15 protein-coding genes are annotated in these 17,455 nt (G+C 65.3%); 14 read left to right on the forward strand and 1 reads right to left on the reverse strand.

What is annotated here, in order from left to right; genetic code table 11:
- The first annotated feature begins 53 nt into the window (after positions 1–53).
- The 8 genes from miaB to trmB all read left to right on the forward strand — a co-directional run bounded on the left by miaB (position 54) and on the right by trmB (position 8,391).
- Positions 54–1,448: a tRNA (N6-isopentenyl adenosine(37)-C2)-methylthiotransferase MiaB gene (gene miaB, locus IVA92_RS13870; RefSeq protein ID WP_247276472.1), complete on the forward strand. Its 1,395-nt coding sequence runs from the start codon at positions 54–56 to the stop codon at positions 1,446–1,448.
- Positions 1,449–1,512: 64 nt separating this feature from the next.
- Complete coding sequence (locus IVA92_RS13875) at positions 1,513–2,508, forward strand: PhoH family protein (protein ID WP_247276473.1); 996 nt, start codon at positions 1,513–1,515, stop codon at positions 2,506–2,508.
- Between the two features lie 58 nt (positions 2,509–2,566).
- The gene (gene ybeY / locus IVA92_RS13880) at positions 2,567–3,076 is read left to right on the forward strand and encodes an rRNA maturation RNase YbeY (protein ID WP_247276474.1); all 510 of its coding nucleotides are present in this window, start codon (positions 2,567–2,569) and stop codon (positions 3,074–3,076) included.
- Between the two features lies 1 nt (position 3,077).
- The gene (locus tag IVA92_RS13885; RefSeq protein WP_247276475.1) at positions 3,078–4,196 is read left to right on the forward strand and encodes a hemolysin family protein; all 1,119 of its coding nucleotides are present in this window, start codon (positions 3,078–3,080) and stop codon (positions 4,194–4,196) included.
- The gene (gene lnt / locus IVA92_RS13890; protein ID WP_247276476.1) at positions 4,193–5,806 is read left to right on the forward strand and encodes an apolipoprotein N-acyltransferase; all 1,614 of its coding nucleotides are present in this window, start codon (positions 4,193–4,195) and stop codon (positions 5,804–5,806) included. Before IVA92_RS13885 ends, lnt begins: the two co-directional genes overlap by 4 nt.
- A gap of 217 nt (positions 5,807–6,023) precedes the next feature.
- Complete coding sequence (locus IVA92_RS13895; protein ID WP_018319423.1) at positions 6,024–6,437, forward strand: helix-turn-helix transcriptional regulator; 414 nt, start codon at positions 6,024–6,026, stop codon at positions 6,435–6,437.
- A gap of 89 nt (positions 6,438–6,526) precedes the next feature.
- The gene (locus IVA92_RS13900; RefSeq protein WP_247276477.1) at positions 6,527–7,684 is read left to right on the forward strand and encodes a M20 family metallopeptidase; all 1,158 of its coding nucleotides are present in this window, start codon (positions 6,527–6,529) and stop codon (positions 7,682–7,684) included.
- The gene (trmB, locus tag IVA92_RS13905) at positions 7,681–8,391 is read left to right on the forward strand and encodes a tRNA (guanosine(46)-N7)-methyltransferase TrmB (protein ID WP_247276478.1); all 711 of its coding nucleotides are present in this window, start codon (positions 7,681–7,683) and stop codon (positions 8,389–8,391) included. The genes IVA92_RS13900 and trmB overlap by 4 nt, the downstream gene beginning before the upstream one ends.
- Positions 8,392–8,476: 85 nt before the next feature.
- On the opposite strand, the gene IVA92_RS13910 is transcribed toward trmB, so the two are convergent.
- Positions 8,477–9,559 carry a DUF2336 domain-containing protein gene (locus IVA92_RS13910; protein WP_247276479.1) on the reverse strand — a complete coding sequence of 361 codons (1,083 nt, stop codon included), beginning with the start codon at positions 9,557–9,559 and terminating at the stop codon, positions 8,477–8,479.
- A gap of 358 nt (positions 9,560–9,917) precedes the next feature.
- Between IVA92_RS13910 and rimP the strand changes: the two genes are divergently transcribed.
- From rimP to truB, 6 genes are all read left to right on the forward strand, one after another.
- Complete coding sequence (rimP, locus tag IVA92_RS13915; protein ID WP_247276480.1) at positions 9,918–10,673, forward strand: ribosome maturation factor RimP; 756 nt, start codon at positions 9,918–9,920, stop codon at positions 10,671–10,673.
- Between the two features lie 2 nt (positions 10,674–10,675).
- The gene (nusA, locus tag IVA92_RS13920) at positions 10,676–12,286 is read left to right on the forward strand and encodes a transcription termination factor NusA (protein ID WP_247276481.1); all 1,611 of its coding nucleotides are present in this window, start codon (positions 10,676–10,678) and stop codon (positions 12,284–12,286) included.
- Positions 12,287–12,309: 23 nt separating this feature from the next.
- Complete coding sequence (locus IVA92_RS13925; RefSeq protein WP_247276482.1) at positions 12,310–12,993, forward strand: RNA-binding protein; 684 nt, start codon at positions 12,310–12,312, stop codon at positions 12,991–12,993.
- 69 nt (positions 12,994–13,062) lie between these two features.
- Positions 13,063–15,747 (forward strand): translation initiation factor IF-2, encoded by a 2,685-nt coding sequence (gene infB, locus IVA92_RS13930; protein WP_247276483.1) that lies wholly within the window; start codon positions 13,063–13,065, stop codon positions 15,745–15,747.
- A gap of 154 nt (positions 15,748–15,901) precedes the next feature.
- Complete coding sequence (rbfA, locus tag IVA92_RS13935) at positions 15,902–16,336, forward strand: 30S ribosome-binding factor RbfA (protein WP_247276484.1); 435 nt, start codon at positions 15,902–15,904, stop codon at positions 16,334–16,336.
- Complete coding sequence (truB, locus tag IVA92_RS13940; RefSeq protein ID WP_247276485.1) at positions 16,333–17,454, forward strand: tRNA pseudouridine(55) synthase TruB; 1,122 nt, start codon at positions 16,333–16,335, stop codon at positions 17,452–17,454. Before rbfA ends, truB begins: the two co-directional genes overlap by 4 nt.
- Position 17,455 lies beyond the last annotated feature (1 nt).

The following is a 17,455-nucleotide window of genomic DNA, read 5'->3' on the forward strand; positions in this document are numbered from 1 at the left end:
TCGCCGCTCCAGCCTATATCTGAGGGCCGTCCTCCACCTCAATTCCGGGTTCCATGACGCCGCCGCGCAAGCTGCACATCAAATCATATGGCTGCCAGATGAATGTCTACGATGCGCAGCGCATGGTGGACACGTTGGCTCCGGAAGGATTCGTGGAGACGGCCAGCGTTGATGACGCCGACCTCGTTATCCTCAACACCTGCCATATCCGCGAGAAGGCCTCGGAAAAAGTCTATTCCGAACTCGGCCGGCTGCGCGTGGCCAAGGACGAGGCGGCGCGGGGCGGCCGCGCGATGCAGATTGCGGTCGCGGGCTGCGTGGCACAGGCCGAGGGCGAAGAAATCGTGCGCCGCGCGCCCGTCGTCGACGTCGTGGTCGGACCACAGAGCTATCATCATCTGCCCGAGCTGTTGAAGCGCGCGAGCGACGAGGGTCGCGCGATCGAGACCGAATTTCCCGCTCAGGACAAGTTCGGCTTCCTGGCGCAGCCGAAGCCCGACGCGATTCGCGCGCGCGGCATCTCCGCCTTCGTCACTGTGCAGGAAGGCTGCGACAAGTTCTGCACGTTCTGCGTCGTGCCGTATACGCGCGGCGCCGAAGTTTCCCGTCCGGTGGCAAAGATCGTGGAGGACGTGAAGCGGCTCGCCGACAACGGCGTGCGCGAGCTGACGCTGATCGGGCAGAACGTCAACGCCTATCACGGCGAGGGGCCGGACGGAAAAACCTGGCCGCTCGGCCGGTTGCTCGAGCATCTGGCGCAAATCCCGGGCATCGCGCGGCTGCGCTATTCGACCAGCCATCCCCGCGACGTCGATGACAGTTTGATTGCGGCCCATCGCGATCTCGGCCCGCTGATGCCGTTCGTGCACCTGCCGGTGCAGTCGGGCTCGGACCGGATTCTGGCCGCCATGAACCGCAAACATACCGCCGATGATTACCGGCGGGTCATCGATCGTTTCCGCACCGCACGCCAAGACATTGCTTTTTCATCAGATTTTATCGTCGGCTTCCCCGGCGAGAGCGAGCAAGATTTTCTCGCCACTCTCGCGCTCGTCACGCAAATCGGCTACGCTGCGGCTTATTCGTTCAAATACTCCGCCCGGCCGGGAACGCCGGCCGCGGATATGCAGGAGACGGTGTCCCCCGCCGAGATGGACCAGCGATTGGAGCGGCTCCAGGAACTGATCGACAGCCAGCAATCGGCCTTCAACAAGGCTGCGATTGGCTCAACGGTGGACGTGCTGTTCGAGCGTCCAGCCCGCAAGGAAGGCCAGATCGTCGGCCGCACCGCTTACCTCCAGCCCGCGCATGTGATGGCCTCGGCCGACATCATCGGACAGATCCTGTCGGTCCGGATCGACAGCCTCGAACGCTACAGCTTTCTCGGCGAGCTCGTGACGCCGCGCAACGCGCGCGAGCCCGCTTTATCGCAAGCCACTGGAGCCTGAACCCTTGCCAAAAAGCGCATCGGATTCGCCTTCGTTCGCTCCCAGCCGCAAATTTGACCGCGACATGCAAGTTCCGCCCGAGACCCAGGTCGTCATCGACTTCGACGACAACCGTGCCGCTTCCGCGCTGGTCGGCCCCTACGGCCAGCATCTCGCGCAGATCGAGCGGCGCCTCGGCGTGGTCGTGGACTCCAAGGGCAACCACATCACCATCGGCGGCACGCGCGACGGCTGCGATGCCGCACGCCGCGTGCTGGAGACGCTCTACGCGCAAGCCGTGAAGGGACAGGATCTCGACCAGGGCGAGGTCGACGGCGCGATCCGGGCCGTGATCGCCCAGGGCTCGCTCTTCGAGTTCGACGCCAAATCGGCCAAATCGACCTTCGACAGCATCAATTTGCGCAAGCGCCCGGTGCGCGCGCGCACGGCCGCGCAGGATTCCTACATTCGCGCGCTGAAGCGCCACGAGCTGGTGTTCGGCATCGGTCCCGCCGGCACCGGCAAGACCTGGCTCGCGGTCGCGCATGCCGCGCAGCTGTTCGAGCGCAAGGAGGTCGACAAGATCATCCTGTCGCGTCCGGCGGTGGAAGCCGGCGAGCGGCTCGGCTTTTTGCCCGGCGATCTTCGCGAGAAGGTCGATCCCTATCTGCGGCCGATCTACGACGCGCTCTACGATCTCATGGATGCGCGCATCGTCGAGCGGGCGCTCCAGACCGGCGAGATCGAGATCGCACCGCTCGCCTTCATGCGCGGCCGCACGCTCACCAACGCCGCCATCATCCTGGACGAGGCGCAGAACACCACGTCGATGCAGATGAAGATGTTCCTGACCCGCCTTGGCGAGAACAGCCGCATGATCGTGACGGGTGATCCCTCTCAGATCGACCTGCCGAACGGCCAGACCTCGGGACTGGCGGAAGCAACCCGGCTCCTGAACGGGGTCGAGGGGATTGCGCAAGTGCATTTCAAAGCCGAGGACGTGATCCGCCACGAGCTCGTGGCGCGGATCGTCGCCGCCTACGAAGGGTCGCCGCAGCGGCCGGCCACCGGTCAATCCTGACGAGACAACAGCCGGACCAAGCGGGCGCGGACGGCGCCTTTTCGTCCCAGACAGCACAATGTCCCATCCCAACCTTCCCATCACCGAGGTCCTCGTCGTCGCCGATTGCTGGCAGAGCGAGCCCGATTCCGAGACCGTGATCCAGCGCGCGCTTGCGGCAGCCGCCGAGAGCGTCGACGAAGACGTCGCCGACGCGGAAGTGGCTGTGATGCTGACCGATGACGCCGGCATCCGCACCCTCAACGGCAACTGGCGCGGCATCGATAAGCCAACTAATGTGCTGTCATTCCCCGCGCTCCAGCCCGAGGGCGAATGGAAGCCGGGCGATGCGCCGCGCATGCTTGGCGACATCGCGATCGCCTACGAGACCATGCGGCGCGAGGCGGACGAGGAACACAAGCCATTCGATCATCATTTGAGCCATCTCGCCGTGCACGGTTTCCTGCATCTGATCGGCTACGACCACGAGGACGACGACGACGCGGAGGAGATGGAAGCGCTGGAGACGCAGATCCTGGCGCATCTCGGCATCCCCGACCCCTATGCTGACCGCCCGGGGACGAACTGAGATGCCGGATTCCGATCCAATCCAGGACAACCCGCGCAACACGCGCAATTTGCCCGCCGTCGTGACCCAAGGTGAGGTGATGCGGCCGACCGCGGAAGGCTGGCTGCTGCGCGCCATCCGGACGCTGTTCGGCTGGAAGGCGGGATCGGTGCGCGACGATCTCCAGGTCGTGCTCAACGCGGCCACCCCTGACGACACCGGCTTCTCCGCGGTCGAGCGCACCATGCTGCGCAACATCCTCGGCCTGCACGAGCGCCGCATCGCCGACGTCATGGTCCATCGCGCCGACATCATCGCGGTGAAGCGCGACATCCCGCTCGGCGAATTGATGGACCGCTTCGAGAGCGCCGGCCATTCGCGTCTCGTCGTCTACAACGAGACGCTGGACGATCCCGTCGGCATCGTCCACATCCGCGACCTGCTCGCCTTCATGACCGCCCGTGCGCGCGTGTCGGAGGCCACCAAGACCAAGCGCAAGAAACCGCTGCCGGCCGGGCTCGATTTGCGCGCCGTCGATCTCGCGCTGCCGCTTCACGATGCGCGCATCATCCGCAAGCTGCTGTACGTGCCGCCCTCGATGCGGGCGATCGACCTGCTCGCGCAGATGCAGGCCACGCGCATCCACCTCGCGCTGGTGGTCGACGAATATGGCGGCAGCGACGGGCTGGTCTCGCTCGAGGACATCGTCGAGCAGATCGTCGGCGAGATCGACGACGAGCACGACAGCGACGAGCCGCCCTCGATCGTGCGCCTGCCGGACAACGCCTTCATCGCCGATGCCCGCGCCAGCCTCGACGATGTCCGCTCGGTGATCGGCGAGGATTTCGTCACCGGCGAGGCCGGCGAGGAAGTGGAGACGCTGGGCGGCTATCTGGTCAGCTTCGTCGGGCGCCTGCCGGTGCGCGGCGAAGTGATCTCGGGCCCCGGCACGTACGAGGTCGAGGTGCTCGATGCCGATCCGCGCCGCGTCAAGCGGCTGCGCATCTCGACGCGGAAGGAACGTCCCGCGCCCCGCACCCAGCGCGAGAGCCGACGCCGCGAGGCTGCGCCGGAGAGCGGCCAACCACCGGCCAGTGACACGCCCACCCCGCCGCCAAGCGACGGGACCGGTCCGCAGTGAGCCCATTAGAACGATTTTGGCAGATTGCGCTTGCCGTCATCCTCACCTGGGGATGGAAGCGCGCCGTCATCGCCATGGCGGCCGGGGCACTGTCGGTGCTGGCGCTGGCACCGTTCAACCTGTTTCCGGTGCTGTTCCTCACCTTCCCGGTGCTGGTCTGGTTGATCGACGGCGCCGGCGCCGGACGATATGGCGGCGTTCCGGCCGCCGCGCTGACCGGCTACTGGTTCGGGCTCGGCTATTTCGTCCCCGGTCTCTACTGGATCGGCTACGCATTCTTCGTCGACGCCGACGTGTTCGCCTGGCTCACACCATTCGCCGTGCTGGGCCTGCCGGCCTATCTCTCGATCTTCACGGCAATGGGCTTTGCGCTGGCGCGCCTGCTCTGGACCAAGAACGCCACGCGCGTGCTGGCGCTCGCAGCAAGCCTCACCATCAGCGAATGGCTGCGCGGCCACGCGCTGACCGGGTTTCCCTGGAACGCGTTCGGCTACGCGCTGTCCGAGCCGCTGCCGCTGGCGCAGACGGCATCGCTGATCGGCCTGTGGGGCATGACGTTCCTGACCGTCGCGATCTTCGCGAGCCCTGCGACGCTGATCGATCGCGCGCCCGATCGCCGCCTGCAATGGCGCGCACCGGCCGCCGCAATCGCGCTTCTGATCGTCATGAGCATCTTCGGCGCGATCCGCCTGTCGCTGCATCCGACCACGATGGTTGCTGGCGCCAAGCTGCGCCTGATGCAGCCGAACCTGCAGCAGGACGCGAAATTCAACTACGCCGCCAAGGCGGAGGTGATGAAGAAATATCTGGCGCTGTCAGACCGCGCCTCTGGTCCGCAATCGACCGGCGTTCGCGATGCCACCATCCTGATCTGGCCGGAATCCGCCTTTCCCTTCTTCCTGACCCGCGAAGCCGACGCGATGGCGCAAATCGCCGATCTGCTGCCGAAGGGCACTGTGCTGATCACGGGGTCGGTCCGCGCGCCGGACCTGCCGCGGGGCACACCGATCACGCGCGCCTATAATTCGATCTACGTGATCGACCACGATGGCAGCGTGCTCGCAATGTACGATAAGCTGCATTTGGTGCCGTTCGGCGAATTTCTTCCCTATCAGGAGCTGATGGAGAAGCTCGGTTTCGAGCAGCTGACGCGCGTGCGCGGTGGCTTCATTGCCGGCACCGTGCGACATGCGCTGCCGGTCGCCAGCGCGCCGCCCGCGCTGCCGCTGATCTGTTATGAAGTCATTTTCCCCGGTGAGGTGGCTGCACGCAGCGAACCTCCGGGCTGGATCGTGAACCTCACCAATGACGGCTGGTTCGGCATCTCGACCGGCCCCTATCAGCATCTCGAGCAGGCGCGGATGCGCGCGATCGAACTCGGCCTGCCGCTGGTCCGCTCCGCCAACACCGGCATCTCCGCAGTGATCGATCCGATGGGACGCACCATCGCCAGCCTCGGTCTCGGAATCGAAGGCATTTTGGATGCAAACCTGCCCGCCGCGATCCCATCGACTGTCTATGCGCGCGTCGGCGACGTGCCCGCGGCCATGCTCGTCGCGCTCGCGGTGATTGTGGCGGTCCGCCGGCGTGTCGCCAAACGGCACCCCTGATCGCCTCGCCGCGGACGTGGCTGTATCCTTGACAACCGTAGTCCCACGGTTGACAGACTGCAGGCGGGCTCCTCAATCTGCGCCGGCTGCGAAAGACAGCGGTACATTGCTAAATTTCTCCGCAATGTTTCCCAATAAGAGGGTTCGATTTGACGGTGCTGGCACCCGAGGCAGGCCTGATGATTGCGCCGAGGGTGATGTTTGGAGGGCTGAGGAAATGTCGAAAGCGCCCAACCCTGTTGACAAATATGTCGGCAGTCGCGTGCGTATGCGCCGCATCATGTTGGGCATGAGCCAGGAAAAGCTCGGTGAAGCTTTGGGCCTGACCTTTCAGCAGATCCAGAAATACGAGAAGGGCACCAACCGGGTCGGCGCGAGCCGCATTCAGCAGATCGCCGAGATTCTCCAGGTACCTGTGTCGTTCCTGTTCGAGGGCGGGCCGAGCGGTGTGCCGGGCCCGGATGGCTTCAGCGAAGGCGCCTCGCCCTCTTACGTCTCTGACTTCCTCGCGACATCAGAGGGACTCGCCTTGACCAAGGCGTTCACCCGAATCACCGATTCCAAGATGCGCCGCTCCATCGTCGATCTCGTCGAGCAGATCGCCGCGCGCGAAGGCCCCGACAAGCGCTGACGTGCCCATCGCAATTGGCGATTTGAGACTGCGCCAAATCTGGCCTATGTCGTCATTTCCGACCGCGCCCTCGATGCGCGTTCTCTCCGATGATGCAGTTCAAGGGCATAGATGCGTTCATGGCCAGCTCCAATTGGTTCGATTCCCAAACCATTCTCGATGGCATCCGCCGCTGGGTTGAGATCGAGACGCCGACGGAAGCGCCCGAGCAGGTCAACAAGCTGATCTCCGTGGTCGCCGAGCAATACCGCGGGTTGCCCGCCACGCTCGAGCGCGTCGCTGGGGTCAATGGCTGCGGCGATCATCTCGTGGCGCGCTCGACCTGGGGCCAGGACCGGCCGGGCATCCTGGTGCTGAGCCACCTCGATACCGTTCATCCCCTGGGCTTCATCGAGCGCCTGCCCTTCAAGGTCGAAGGCGACAGCGCGTTCGGTCCCGGCATCTACGACATGAAGGGCGGCGCCTACATCGCCTACCATGCCTTTCGCGCGCTCTGCGCCGCCGGCGACCGTTCGCCGCTCGGCATCACCCACATGTTCACCTCCGACGAGGAGATCGGCAGCCCGACCTCACGTGCGCTGATCGAGCAGGAAGGTCGCCTGGCCAAATACGTGCTGGTGACGGAGCCGGCGCGCGACGGGGGCAGGATCGTCACCGGACGCAAGGGCGTCGGACGCTTCCAGGTCCTCATCAAAGGCGTGCCCGCGCATGCGGGCTCCCGGCCGGAGGACGGCCGCAGCGCCGTCCGCGAGCTCGCCAACGTGATCCTGGCGCTGGAAGGGATGAACGACCTCAAGCGTGGCGTCACCGTCAATGTCGGCGTGGTGCGCGGCGGCACGCGCCCCAACGTGACGCCGGAAGAGGCCTATGCCGAAGTCGATCTGCGCGTGTTGAGCCTCAAGGATGCGGACGAGTTCGTCGGCAAGATCCTCGCGCTCACGTCGAAGACCGACGGCGTCACCGTTGCGGTCGCCGGCGAGCTCAATCGCCCGCCTTACGAGAAGAGCAATGCCGGCGCGGCGCTCTACGAGCATGCGAAGACGCTTGCCGCCGAGATCGGCTTCGAGCTGATCGACACCCACACCGGCGGCGGCTCGGACGGCAACTTTACCGCTGCGCACACCGCGACGCTCGACGGGCTCGGCGTCGACGGCAAGGGCGCACACACGCATTATGAGCAGCTCTACGTCTCCTCGCTCGCGCCGCGCGCGCGGCTGCTCCATCGCCTGTACCAGACGCTGCGATGAGCGAGCGCAAATCAGATCCCGCGCGCGATGACAGCGAGCGCGCCTTCTTCGGACGCCGCAAGGGTCACAAGCTCAGGCAGCACCAGGCCGGGCTGATCGATCAGCTGCTGCCGCATCTTGCGCTCGACATCGCGAGCGAGGCACCGGCGAATGCCGGCGAGATCTTCGACCCCGCGGCGAGCGAGGTGCGGCTCGAGATCGGCTTCGGTGGCGGCGAGCATCTGGCGGCCGAGGCGCAAAGCTTTCCCGCTACCGGCTTCATCGGCTGCGAGCCCTATGTCAACGGCATGGCCAAAATCCTCGCGCAGATCGAGGCGGCCAACATCGGCAACATCCGCCTGTTCGCCGGAGATGCCGCCGAGCTCTTGGCCTGGCTTCCGCAGGCCTCGTTGTCGCGGATCGACCTGATCCATCCCGATCCCTGGCCGAAACGGCGGCACTGGAAGCGGCGCTTCGTCCAGGACAGGACCATTGCCGCAATGGCGCGCGTGCTGAAGCCTGGCGGCGAATTCCGTTTCGTCTGCGACATCGACGATTACTGCGCCTGGACGCTGTCGCATCTTGCCCGCTCTTCGGATTTCGTTTGGCTTGCCGAACGCGCCGACGATTTCCGGCAGCCATGGGTGGGCTACACCATGACCCGCTACGGCCGGAAGGCCGCGCGCGAAGGACGTAAGGCGGCCTATCTGCGGTTCAGGAGAGTGTAGTCCTCATTCCCGGGCGCGCGCAGCGCGAACCCGGATCTCGAGGTTGCGGGTTCGATGCTGCGCACCGCCCGGGGACGATAGGACCTCAAATCGTCTGCCGGTTGCGCCAGAAATTCACGACGCGCTCGGCGGTCGTCGGCATGAGGCGCGTGAAGTTCATGCGCGCGGCCTCGATGTCGGCATCGGCCGGGGTGCGATGCGGCCCGTACCACAGCAGGATGAGCGCGCGCACCGTGGGCCAGCCGAGATTGAGCACGCGCCCCAGGATCAGAATCGGATCGTAGCGATCGCCCGCGATCAGGCGGTCGAGAATCGCGAGGCGGACGCCGGTCATCGCCGAGAGCGAGGCGATCGATTCCTCGTATTTGAGTGCCTTGGCGAAACCGAGCAGCGCGCTCTCACCGAGATGGCCCTCGCGATGCAGGGCCGTCACCGTTCGCTGTGCCGCCGAGAAGTCACGGCGCGGCCCCGGCGGCCGCGCCGCCTCCTCGATGGCCTCCATCGCGCGCTTGATCTCGACCTGGCGCGCGGGATTGACCACGCTGGAGAGGCGGCGGCGGATGACGTCGAGCGTGCCGTTGAGAAGCTCCTTCAGGTGCTCGCCGGAGAGATCGTTGCGCTGACCGATCTTGAGCGTCAGCACGCCGTCCTGCGCGGCTCGCTTGATCAGCTCGGAATAGCTGCCGGGCGAGAAGACAGCACCTGCATTGCCGGCTGCGCGACGCACCACGTCGCGATCACCCCGCTCGACCAGCACGTCGGTGACGACGGCCGGCAAGGTGGGGCGCTCCGTTATTGCCAGCAGATGGCCCTGACCCTTCAGCCGCGCGATCTCGACCAGGGCGCCCTCGTCGAGCACGGGCGAGCGGCGCAGCACGGGGCCGGCCACCGTGATCTCGTTTTCGCGTGCGAACTGGTTCACCAGATGCGGCGGCGCGTTGCCGAGGCGCGAGAAGCGCTCGGCGAGATCGGCGCGCGAAGCGAGTTCGGCATGCGGGACGAGATCGATCAGGAGATTGTCGAACAGATCGATCAGCTCGGGACGGAGTTTTTCGGCATCCCGGAAAAATAATGCGGAGATGGCCCGCGCGATCTCGCCGCGACGTCGGGGGTCGCCGCGTTTGACGATATCGTCCAATCCAGGAATCAGCGAGGTGGCAACGGTCATGGAACGCAACTCGGGGATCTGGCACGCCGTGGGCGCGCCATAGCTCAAGCCGCCCCACAATCGGGGAATCTAGGCCTGCTTGATGAAGGAAGCGTTGCGGGGCGAGCCGCCCAAAGGACGCAAAAAGCGTCCTCTGCCCTGCAATGGGCCTTGTCCGGGAGGGGCGAAAGGGCTATATCAGCGGCAATTCATCTTCTCATACGATCCGCGTAGTGAGAGTGGGCCCGAAAGGACCCGCTCTTTTTTATTACCTGAACGCGGCTTGGCGGAGGATGCGGCCCGACGCGTTGTCGGGAGAGTTCCGAAGCGGGCTTTGACATTAACCCAGCCTTAACCAATCGAGCGCCTGACCCCTGCTATGACCGAACCGAACTCTGGTTCCACGGATGCCGAATTGCTGTCCGAGCCGCGGCTCGTGGTCGAGCCGGGCGTCGCGGCCCGGGTGTCCGCGGTCGCAGCTCCCGTGCTCCAGGGCATGGGCTATCGCCTGGTGCGTATCCGTATCTCCGGAGAGGCCGGCTGCACGGTGCAGATCATGGCCGAGCGGCCGGACGGCTCGATGCAGATTGAGGATTGCGAGGCGATCTCGCGGGCGCTGTCGCCTGTGCTCGACGTCGCCGACCCCATCGATCGCGCGTACCGGCTGGAAATCTCCTCGCCGGGAATCGACCGGCCGCTGGTGCGCCGCTCCGATTTCGAGCGCTATGCTGGACATCTGGTGAAGGTCGAGATGGCGGTCGCCCATGAGGGGCGGAAGCGGTTCCGCGGCACGCTCGGTGCTGTCGAAGGCGATCGCGTGCATCTGCATCGCGACGACGTCAAGGCTGGCGATGACGCCGACGTTCTCCTGACCATGGAGGATATTGGCGAGGCGCGGCTGGTGCTGACTGACGAGCTGATTGCGGAGTCCATGCGCCGCGGCAAGGCCGAGGCGCGCGAGATGCGTCGCAATCTTGGCCTCGAGCCGCCTCCGGCGCCGCACGCCCAGATTAGCGAGAAGATCACCAAGAACACCAAGCCGAAAAAAAAGCCGGCACCGACCAATACAAAGAAACATCGCCTGGCCGCCGAACGCGCGCGACGGGGCGAGATCGAGCCTGACGAAGGAGACTAGCCATGGCAGTCAGCGCCAATCGACTTGAATTGCTCCAGATCGCGGACGCCGTTGCGCGCGAGAAATCGATCGACCGCGGCATCGTCATCGCCGCGATGGAGGACGCCATCGCCAAGGCGGCGCGGGCCCGTTACGGCAGTGAGACTGACGTTCACGCCGAGATCGACCCGAAGAAGGGCGAGCTGCGGCTGTCGCGCCACATGCTTGTGGTCGAGAAGGTCGAAAACCCTTCAAACCAGATCTCGCTGGTGGATGCACAGCGCGCCAATCCCGGTGCCCAGGTCGGCGACACTATCGCCGACACGCTGCCGCCGCTGGAATATGGCCGCATCGCCGCCCAGTCGGCCAAGCAGGTGATCGTGCAGAAGGTGCGCGAGGCCGAGCGCGACCGGCAATATCAGGAATTCAAAGACCGCATCGGCGACATCGTCAACGGCGTCGTCAAGCGCGTCGAATATGGCAGCGTGATCGTCGATCTCGGCCGTGGTGAAGCCATCATCCGTCGCGACGAGATGCTGCCGCGCGAAGTCTTCCGCAACGGCGACCGTGTCCGCGCCTATATCTTCGACGTCCGCCGCGAGACGAGAGGCCCGCAGATCTTCCTCTCCCGCACCCATCCTCAATTCATGGCGAAGCTGTTCGCGCAGGAGGTGCCGGAGATCTATGATGGCATCGTCGAGATCAAGGCGGTCGCCCGCGATCCCGGCTCGCGCGCGAAAATCGGCGTGATTTCCCGAGATTCCTCGGTCGATCCGGTCGGCGCCTGCGTCGGCATGCGCGGCTCGCGCGTGCAGGCGGTGGTGAACGAATTGCAGGGCGAGAAGATCGACATCATTCCCTGGTCGCCCGACATCGCGACCTTCGTGGTCAACGCGCTGGCACCGGCCGAAGTCTCGAAGGTCGTCATCGACGAAGACCGCGAGCGCATCGAGGTCGTCGTGCCCGACACCAACAACCAGCTCTCGCTGGCGATCGGCCGCCGCGGCCAGAACGTGCGTCTGGCTTCGCAGCTCACCGGCTGGGACATCGACATCCTGACCGAGCAGGAGGAATCGGAGCGTCGCCAGGCCGACTTTGAAAACTCCACCCGCGTCTTCATGGAATCGCTCAACGTCGACGAGGTTGTCGGCCAGTTGCTGGCGTCCGAAGGCTTCACCTCGGTCGAGGAACTCGCGATGGTGGACGTCAAGGAACTCGCCAGCATCGAGGGCTTCGACGAGGAGACCGCGCAGGAGCTGCAGAACCGCGCCCGCGAATATCTTGAGCAGCAGGAAGCCGAGCTCGAGGCCAAACGCAAGGAACTCGGCGTCGAGGACGCCCTCAAGGACGTGCCCGGCGTGACCTCGAAAATGCTGGTGAAGTTCGGCGAGAACGACATCAAGACCGTCGACGATCTCGCCGGCTGCGCCACCGACGATCTGGTCGGCTGGACCGAGCGCAAGGAAGGCAGCGAGCCAACCAAGCACGCTGGTGCGCTCGACGGCATCGACATCTCCCGCGACGATGCCGAAGCGATGATCATGCAGGCCCGCGTCAAGGCCGGCTGGATCACCGAGGCCGATCTTGCCAAGCCCGCTGAGGAGGCTGAGGCGACCGAAGATCAGCCGGCTTAAGGGCGAAGGAGAATGTCACCCGGATGCTCGCCAGCACTGACAGCGAACTCGACCATGGGCCGCGGACCGAAAGGTCCGCGACCATGCGCATGTGCGCGGTCAGCCGCAAGGTCCGGCCGATCGACGAGCTGATCCGCTTCGTCGTCTCGCCGCAAGGCGACATAGTTCCCGACCTCAAGCGCAAGCTGCCCGGACGCGGCATGTGGATCACCGCCTCGCGGCAGGTGGTTGCGGAAGCCGTGCGGCGTCACCAATTTAACAAGGCCTTCAAGCGCGAGCTGCGCGCCCCTCAGACGCTTCCCGCCGACATCGAAGCGCTCCTGGTTCGGAGCGTGACGGAAGCCCTTGGGATCGCCGCCAAGGCGGGCCAGGTCGTGGCCGGCTTCGGCAAGGTCGAGAGCGCCCTTCGGGAAGGTACGGTCGAGGTCCTGATCCACGCCAGCGACGGGGCCGCGGACGGAATCCGCAAATTGGACATGCTGGCGCGTCAAAATGCCGGAAATCGCGGCGCCAAGCCGCAGATTCCCGTCGTCACCGCGCTGAAATCGATAGAATTGGATTTGGCACTGACCCGGTCAAATGTGATACATGCTGCGCTGCTCGCGGGCCCGGCGAGCAGGTCATTCCTGTCACGTAGCCAGATGCTGGTCCGATACCGGATGGCGGACGATGACAAGACGGCCGAAAAACACGGCCAGGATTTCTGAGAGACAAGACGAACCGATATGACGGTGCGGCAACGCACAACGACAACAGATCAGGATTAGGACTGCTGAATGGTTGATACCAAGACCCCTGGCGACAAGAAGCTGAGCGTTCCGAGCAAGACGCTATCGCTCAAGCCGCGCGTCGAAACGGGCACCGTGCGCCAGAGCTTCAGCCACGGCCGGAGCAAGCAGGTCGTGGTCGAGAAGCGCGGCAAGCGCCGCATTGGCGACGGCCCCGAGCCGCACACGCCTGAGGTGACGGCGAAACCGGCCCCGGCCGCACCCGCGCCGTCGCGCCCTGCCCCGCCGCCCGCCCCACCGCGCAACGCCGGTTCCGGGGTGGTGCTGCGTACCCTGACCGAAGACGAGCGTTCGGCCCGCGCCAGCGCGCTGGCCGATGCCAAGCTGCGCGAGGTCGAGGAACGCCGTCAGGCCGAGGAAGAGGCGCAGCGCCGCGCTGCCCGCGAGGCTGCCGAACGCGCCGAGCGCGAAGCCGCCGAAGCCCGTCGCAAGGCCGAGGATGAGCGTCATCGCCACGAGGACGAAGCCAAGCGGAAGGCCGAGACCGAGGCCAAGAAGCGTTTTGGCGAAGGCGAACAGCCTTCTGCCGCACGTCCCGCAACGGCAGCTCCGGCGACTAGCGCTCCCCGCTCCGCGCCAGGTACGGCGCGACCTGCGGCGACCACCACTGCGCGCCCGACAACGACCACTCAGCGGCCGGCCGGCCCGGCGGGGCGCGCTCCCGCGGTTGCGGCCGGACCCGACGAGGACGATGGTCCGCGCCAGATCCGTCGCGGTCCCGGCGGTGTTGCGCGTCCTGCGGCCGCCCCCAAGACCACCCACAAGCCCGGTCCACAGAAGGAGCGCGGCCGCCTCACCGTCGTCACCGCGCTCAATGCCGATGAGGTGCGCGAGCGTTCGATCGCCTCGTTCCGCCGCCGCACCCAGCGCCTCAAGGGCCACGCCTCGAACGAGCCCAAGGAAAAGCTCGTCCGCGAGGTGACGATTCCGGAAGCGATCACCATCCAGGAGCTCGCCAACCGCATGTCCGAGCGCGCGGTCGACGTCATCCGCATGCTGATGAAGCAGGGCGCGATGCACAAGATCACCGACGTGATCGACGCCGACACCGCGCAGCTGATCGCGGAAGAGCTCGGCCACACCGTCAAGCGCGTTGCCGCCTCGGACGTGGAAGAGGGCCTGTTCGACCAGGTCGACGATTCCACCGACACCGAACCGCGTTCGCCTGTCGTGACCGTGATGGGTCACGTCGACCACGGCAAGACCTCGCTGCTCGATGCGCTGCGCCATGCCAACGTGGTTTCCGGCGAAGCCGGCGGCATCACCCAGCATATCGGCGCCTATCAGGTGCTGTCGCCGGAGAGCGGCAAGAAGATCACCTTCATCGACACGCCCGGCCACGCTGCGTTCACTGCGATGCGCGCCCGCGGCGCCAAGGTCACCGACATCGTCGTGCTGGTGGTCGCGGCCGATGACGGCGTGATGCCGCAAACGGTCGAAGCCATCAACCACGCCAAGGCGGCAGGCGTGCCGATCATCGTTGCCATCAACAAGATCGACAAGCCTGATGCCAAGCCCGAGCGCGTCCGCACCGAGCTGCTCCAGCACGAGGTTCAGGTCGAATCCTTCGGCGGCGAAGTCGTCGACGTCGAGGTGTCCGCCAAGAACAAGACCAATCTCGACAAGCTGCTCGAGATGATCGCGCTGCAGGCCGAAATCCTCGACCTCAAGACCAATTCGGAGCGTCCGGCCGAAGGCACCGTGATCGAGGCCAAGCTCGATCGCGGCCGTGGTCCGGTCGCGACCGTGCTGGTCCAGCGCGGCACGCTCCGTGTCGGTGATATCATCGTCGCAGGCGCCGAGATGGGCCGCGTCCGCGCGCTGATCTCCGATCAGGGCGAGACGGTGCAGGAGGCCGGTCCTTCGGTGCCGGTCGAGGTGCTCGGCTTCAACGGTCCGCCGGAAGCCGGCGATCGTCTCGCGGTGGTCGAGAACGAAGCCCGCGCCCGCCAGATCACCAGCTACCGCGCGCATCAGAAGCGCGAGAACGCGGCTGCCTCGATCTCCGGCATGCGCGGCTCGCTCGAGCAGATGATGTCCCAATTGAAGACCGCGGGCCGCAAGGAATTCCCGCTGATCATCAAGGCCGACGTGCAGGGCTCGCTGGAAGCGATCCTCGGCTCACTGGAGAAGCTCGGCACCGACGAAGTCGCAGCCCGCATCCTGCATGCCGGCGTCGGCGGCATTTCGGAATCCGACGTGACGCTCGCGGAAGGCTTCAACGCCGCGATCATCGGCTTCTCGGTTCGAGCCAACAAGGAAGCGGCCGCGGCGGCCAAGCGCAACGGCATCGAGATCCGCTACTACAACATCATCTACGACCTCGTGGACGACGTGAAGAAGGCGATGAGCGGCCTGCTCGCGCCGACCTTGCGCGAAACCATGCTGGGCAATGCCGCGATCCTGGAGATCTTCAACATCTCCAAGGTCGGCAAGGTCGCCGGCTGCCGGGTCACCGACGGCACCGTGGAACGCGGCGCCAATGTGCGCCTGATCCGCGACAACGTGGTCGTGCACGAAGGCAAGCTCTCGACGCTGAAGCGCTTCAAGGACGAAGTGAAGGAAGTCCAGTCGGGCCAGGAATGCGGCATGGCCTTCGAGAACTATCACGACATGCGAGCCGGTGACGTAATCGAGTGTTATCGCGTGGAGACGATCCAGCGCTCCCTGTAAGTCCAAATCTTACCGAAGCGTTCGGATCTTTTTGAACTGAGATTGCGGGAGTGCGATGGCCGGATTTTTCCGGCCCTCCACCCCTCTTCGTTTCAACAAGACAAACGACAATGCCCGTGTCCCAAACACGGGCATGACGAGGTGATTTTCGAGAATGCCACGCCATCATCAGAAGAAGAGTTCCGCGCCCGGCGGAGGCTCGCAACGCCAGTTGCGCGTCGGCGAGCAGGTTCGCCATGCGATGGCCGAGATTCTGGCGCAAGGCAACGTGCATGATGCGGATCTCGAAGGTCACAACATCACCGTGCCGGAGGTGCGGATGTCGCCCGACCTGAAGCTCGCAACGATCTACGTGATGCCGCTCGGTGGCCGCGACACCGAGATCGTCATCAGCGCACTCGAGCGCAACAAGAAGTTCCTGCGTGGCGAAGTCGCGCGGCGCGTTAACCTGAAATTTGCACCTGACATTCGCTTCCGCGTCGATGAGCGATTCGATGAAGCGGAACGGATCGAGAAGCTTTTGCGAACACCTGCGGTGCAGAAGGACCTGGAACAGGATCCGGATTCGGATCGGGAAGAAGAACGATGACGATGGACCCGGCTCACGACACGATCAGCGGCGAACAGGCCGATCAACGCGACGTGCAGACAAATAATTTTGCGGATCTGGGCAGCAATTCTCAGCCGCACCAGGAGCCGCGCCGCGTCAACAATGATCCCCGCGCCAAGCAGCAGCAGAAGGGCAACCAGCCGCGCCGCGACCGGCGCGACGTCCACGGCTGGGTCGTGCTCGACAAGCCGATCGGCATGACCTCGACGCAAGCGGTCGCGGTGCTGAAGCGCCTGTTCAACGCCAAGCGCGCGGGACACGCCGGCACGCTCGATCCGCTCGCCTCGGGCGGCCTGCCAATCGCACTCGGCGAAGCCACCAAGACCGTCCCCTTCGTGATGGACGGCCGCAAACGCTATCAGTTCACCGTGTGCTGGGGCGAGGAGCGCGATACCGACGACATCGAAGGGCGGGTGACCGCGACCTCCGACCAGCGCCCGACCCGGGAAGCCATCATGGCCCTGTTGCCCCGGTTTACCGGGGTGATCGAGCAGATCCCGCCGCGCTATTCCGCGATCAAGGTCCAGGGCGAGCGCGCCTATGACCTCGCGCGCGACGGCGAGGTCGTAGAGCTGGCGCCCCGCCCCGTCGAGATTCATCATTTAACCCTTGTCGATCAACTGGATACCGACCGGGCCGTGTTCGAGGCGGAGTGCGGCAAGGGCACGTATGTGCGGGCGCTGGCCCGCGATATGGGTCGGATTCTCGGCACTTTTGGCCATATCTGCGCGCTGCGGCGGACCCTGGTCGGCCCATTTGGCGAAAACGACATGATTCCGCTGGATCAGTTGGAGGCTTTGTGCCATAGAGCCGCGTCCGGCGAGGGCAGCCTCGCCGACGCGCTTTTGCCCGTTGAGACCGCGCTGGACGACATCCCGGCACTGGCCGTCACTCGGGCTGATGCGGCAAGGCTCCACCGGGGCCAGGCCGTTTTGTTGCGCGGACGGGATGCGCCCACTTGTAGCGGCACAGTCTATGTCACGGTGGCAGGCCGTCTTTTGGCGCTTGCCGAAGTTGGCAATGGCGAAATCATCCCCAAGCGTGTGTTCAACCTGACCGGCCTGACTGCCAGCCCCGGTCGCAACGAGAGAAATTGAC

Origin of the sequence: Bradyrhizobium sp. 154 (assembly GCF_023073875.1) — a bacterium.
In the GTDB taxonomy this organism is placed as follows: Bacteria; Pseudomonadota; Alphaproteobacteria; order Rhizobiales; family Xanthobacteraceae; genus Bradyrhizobium.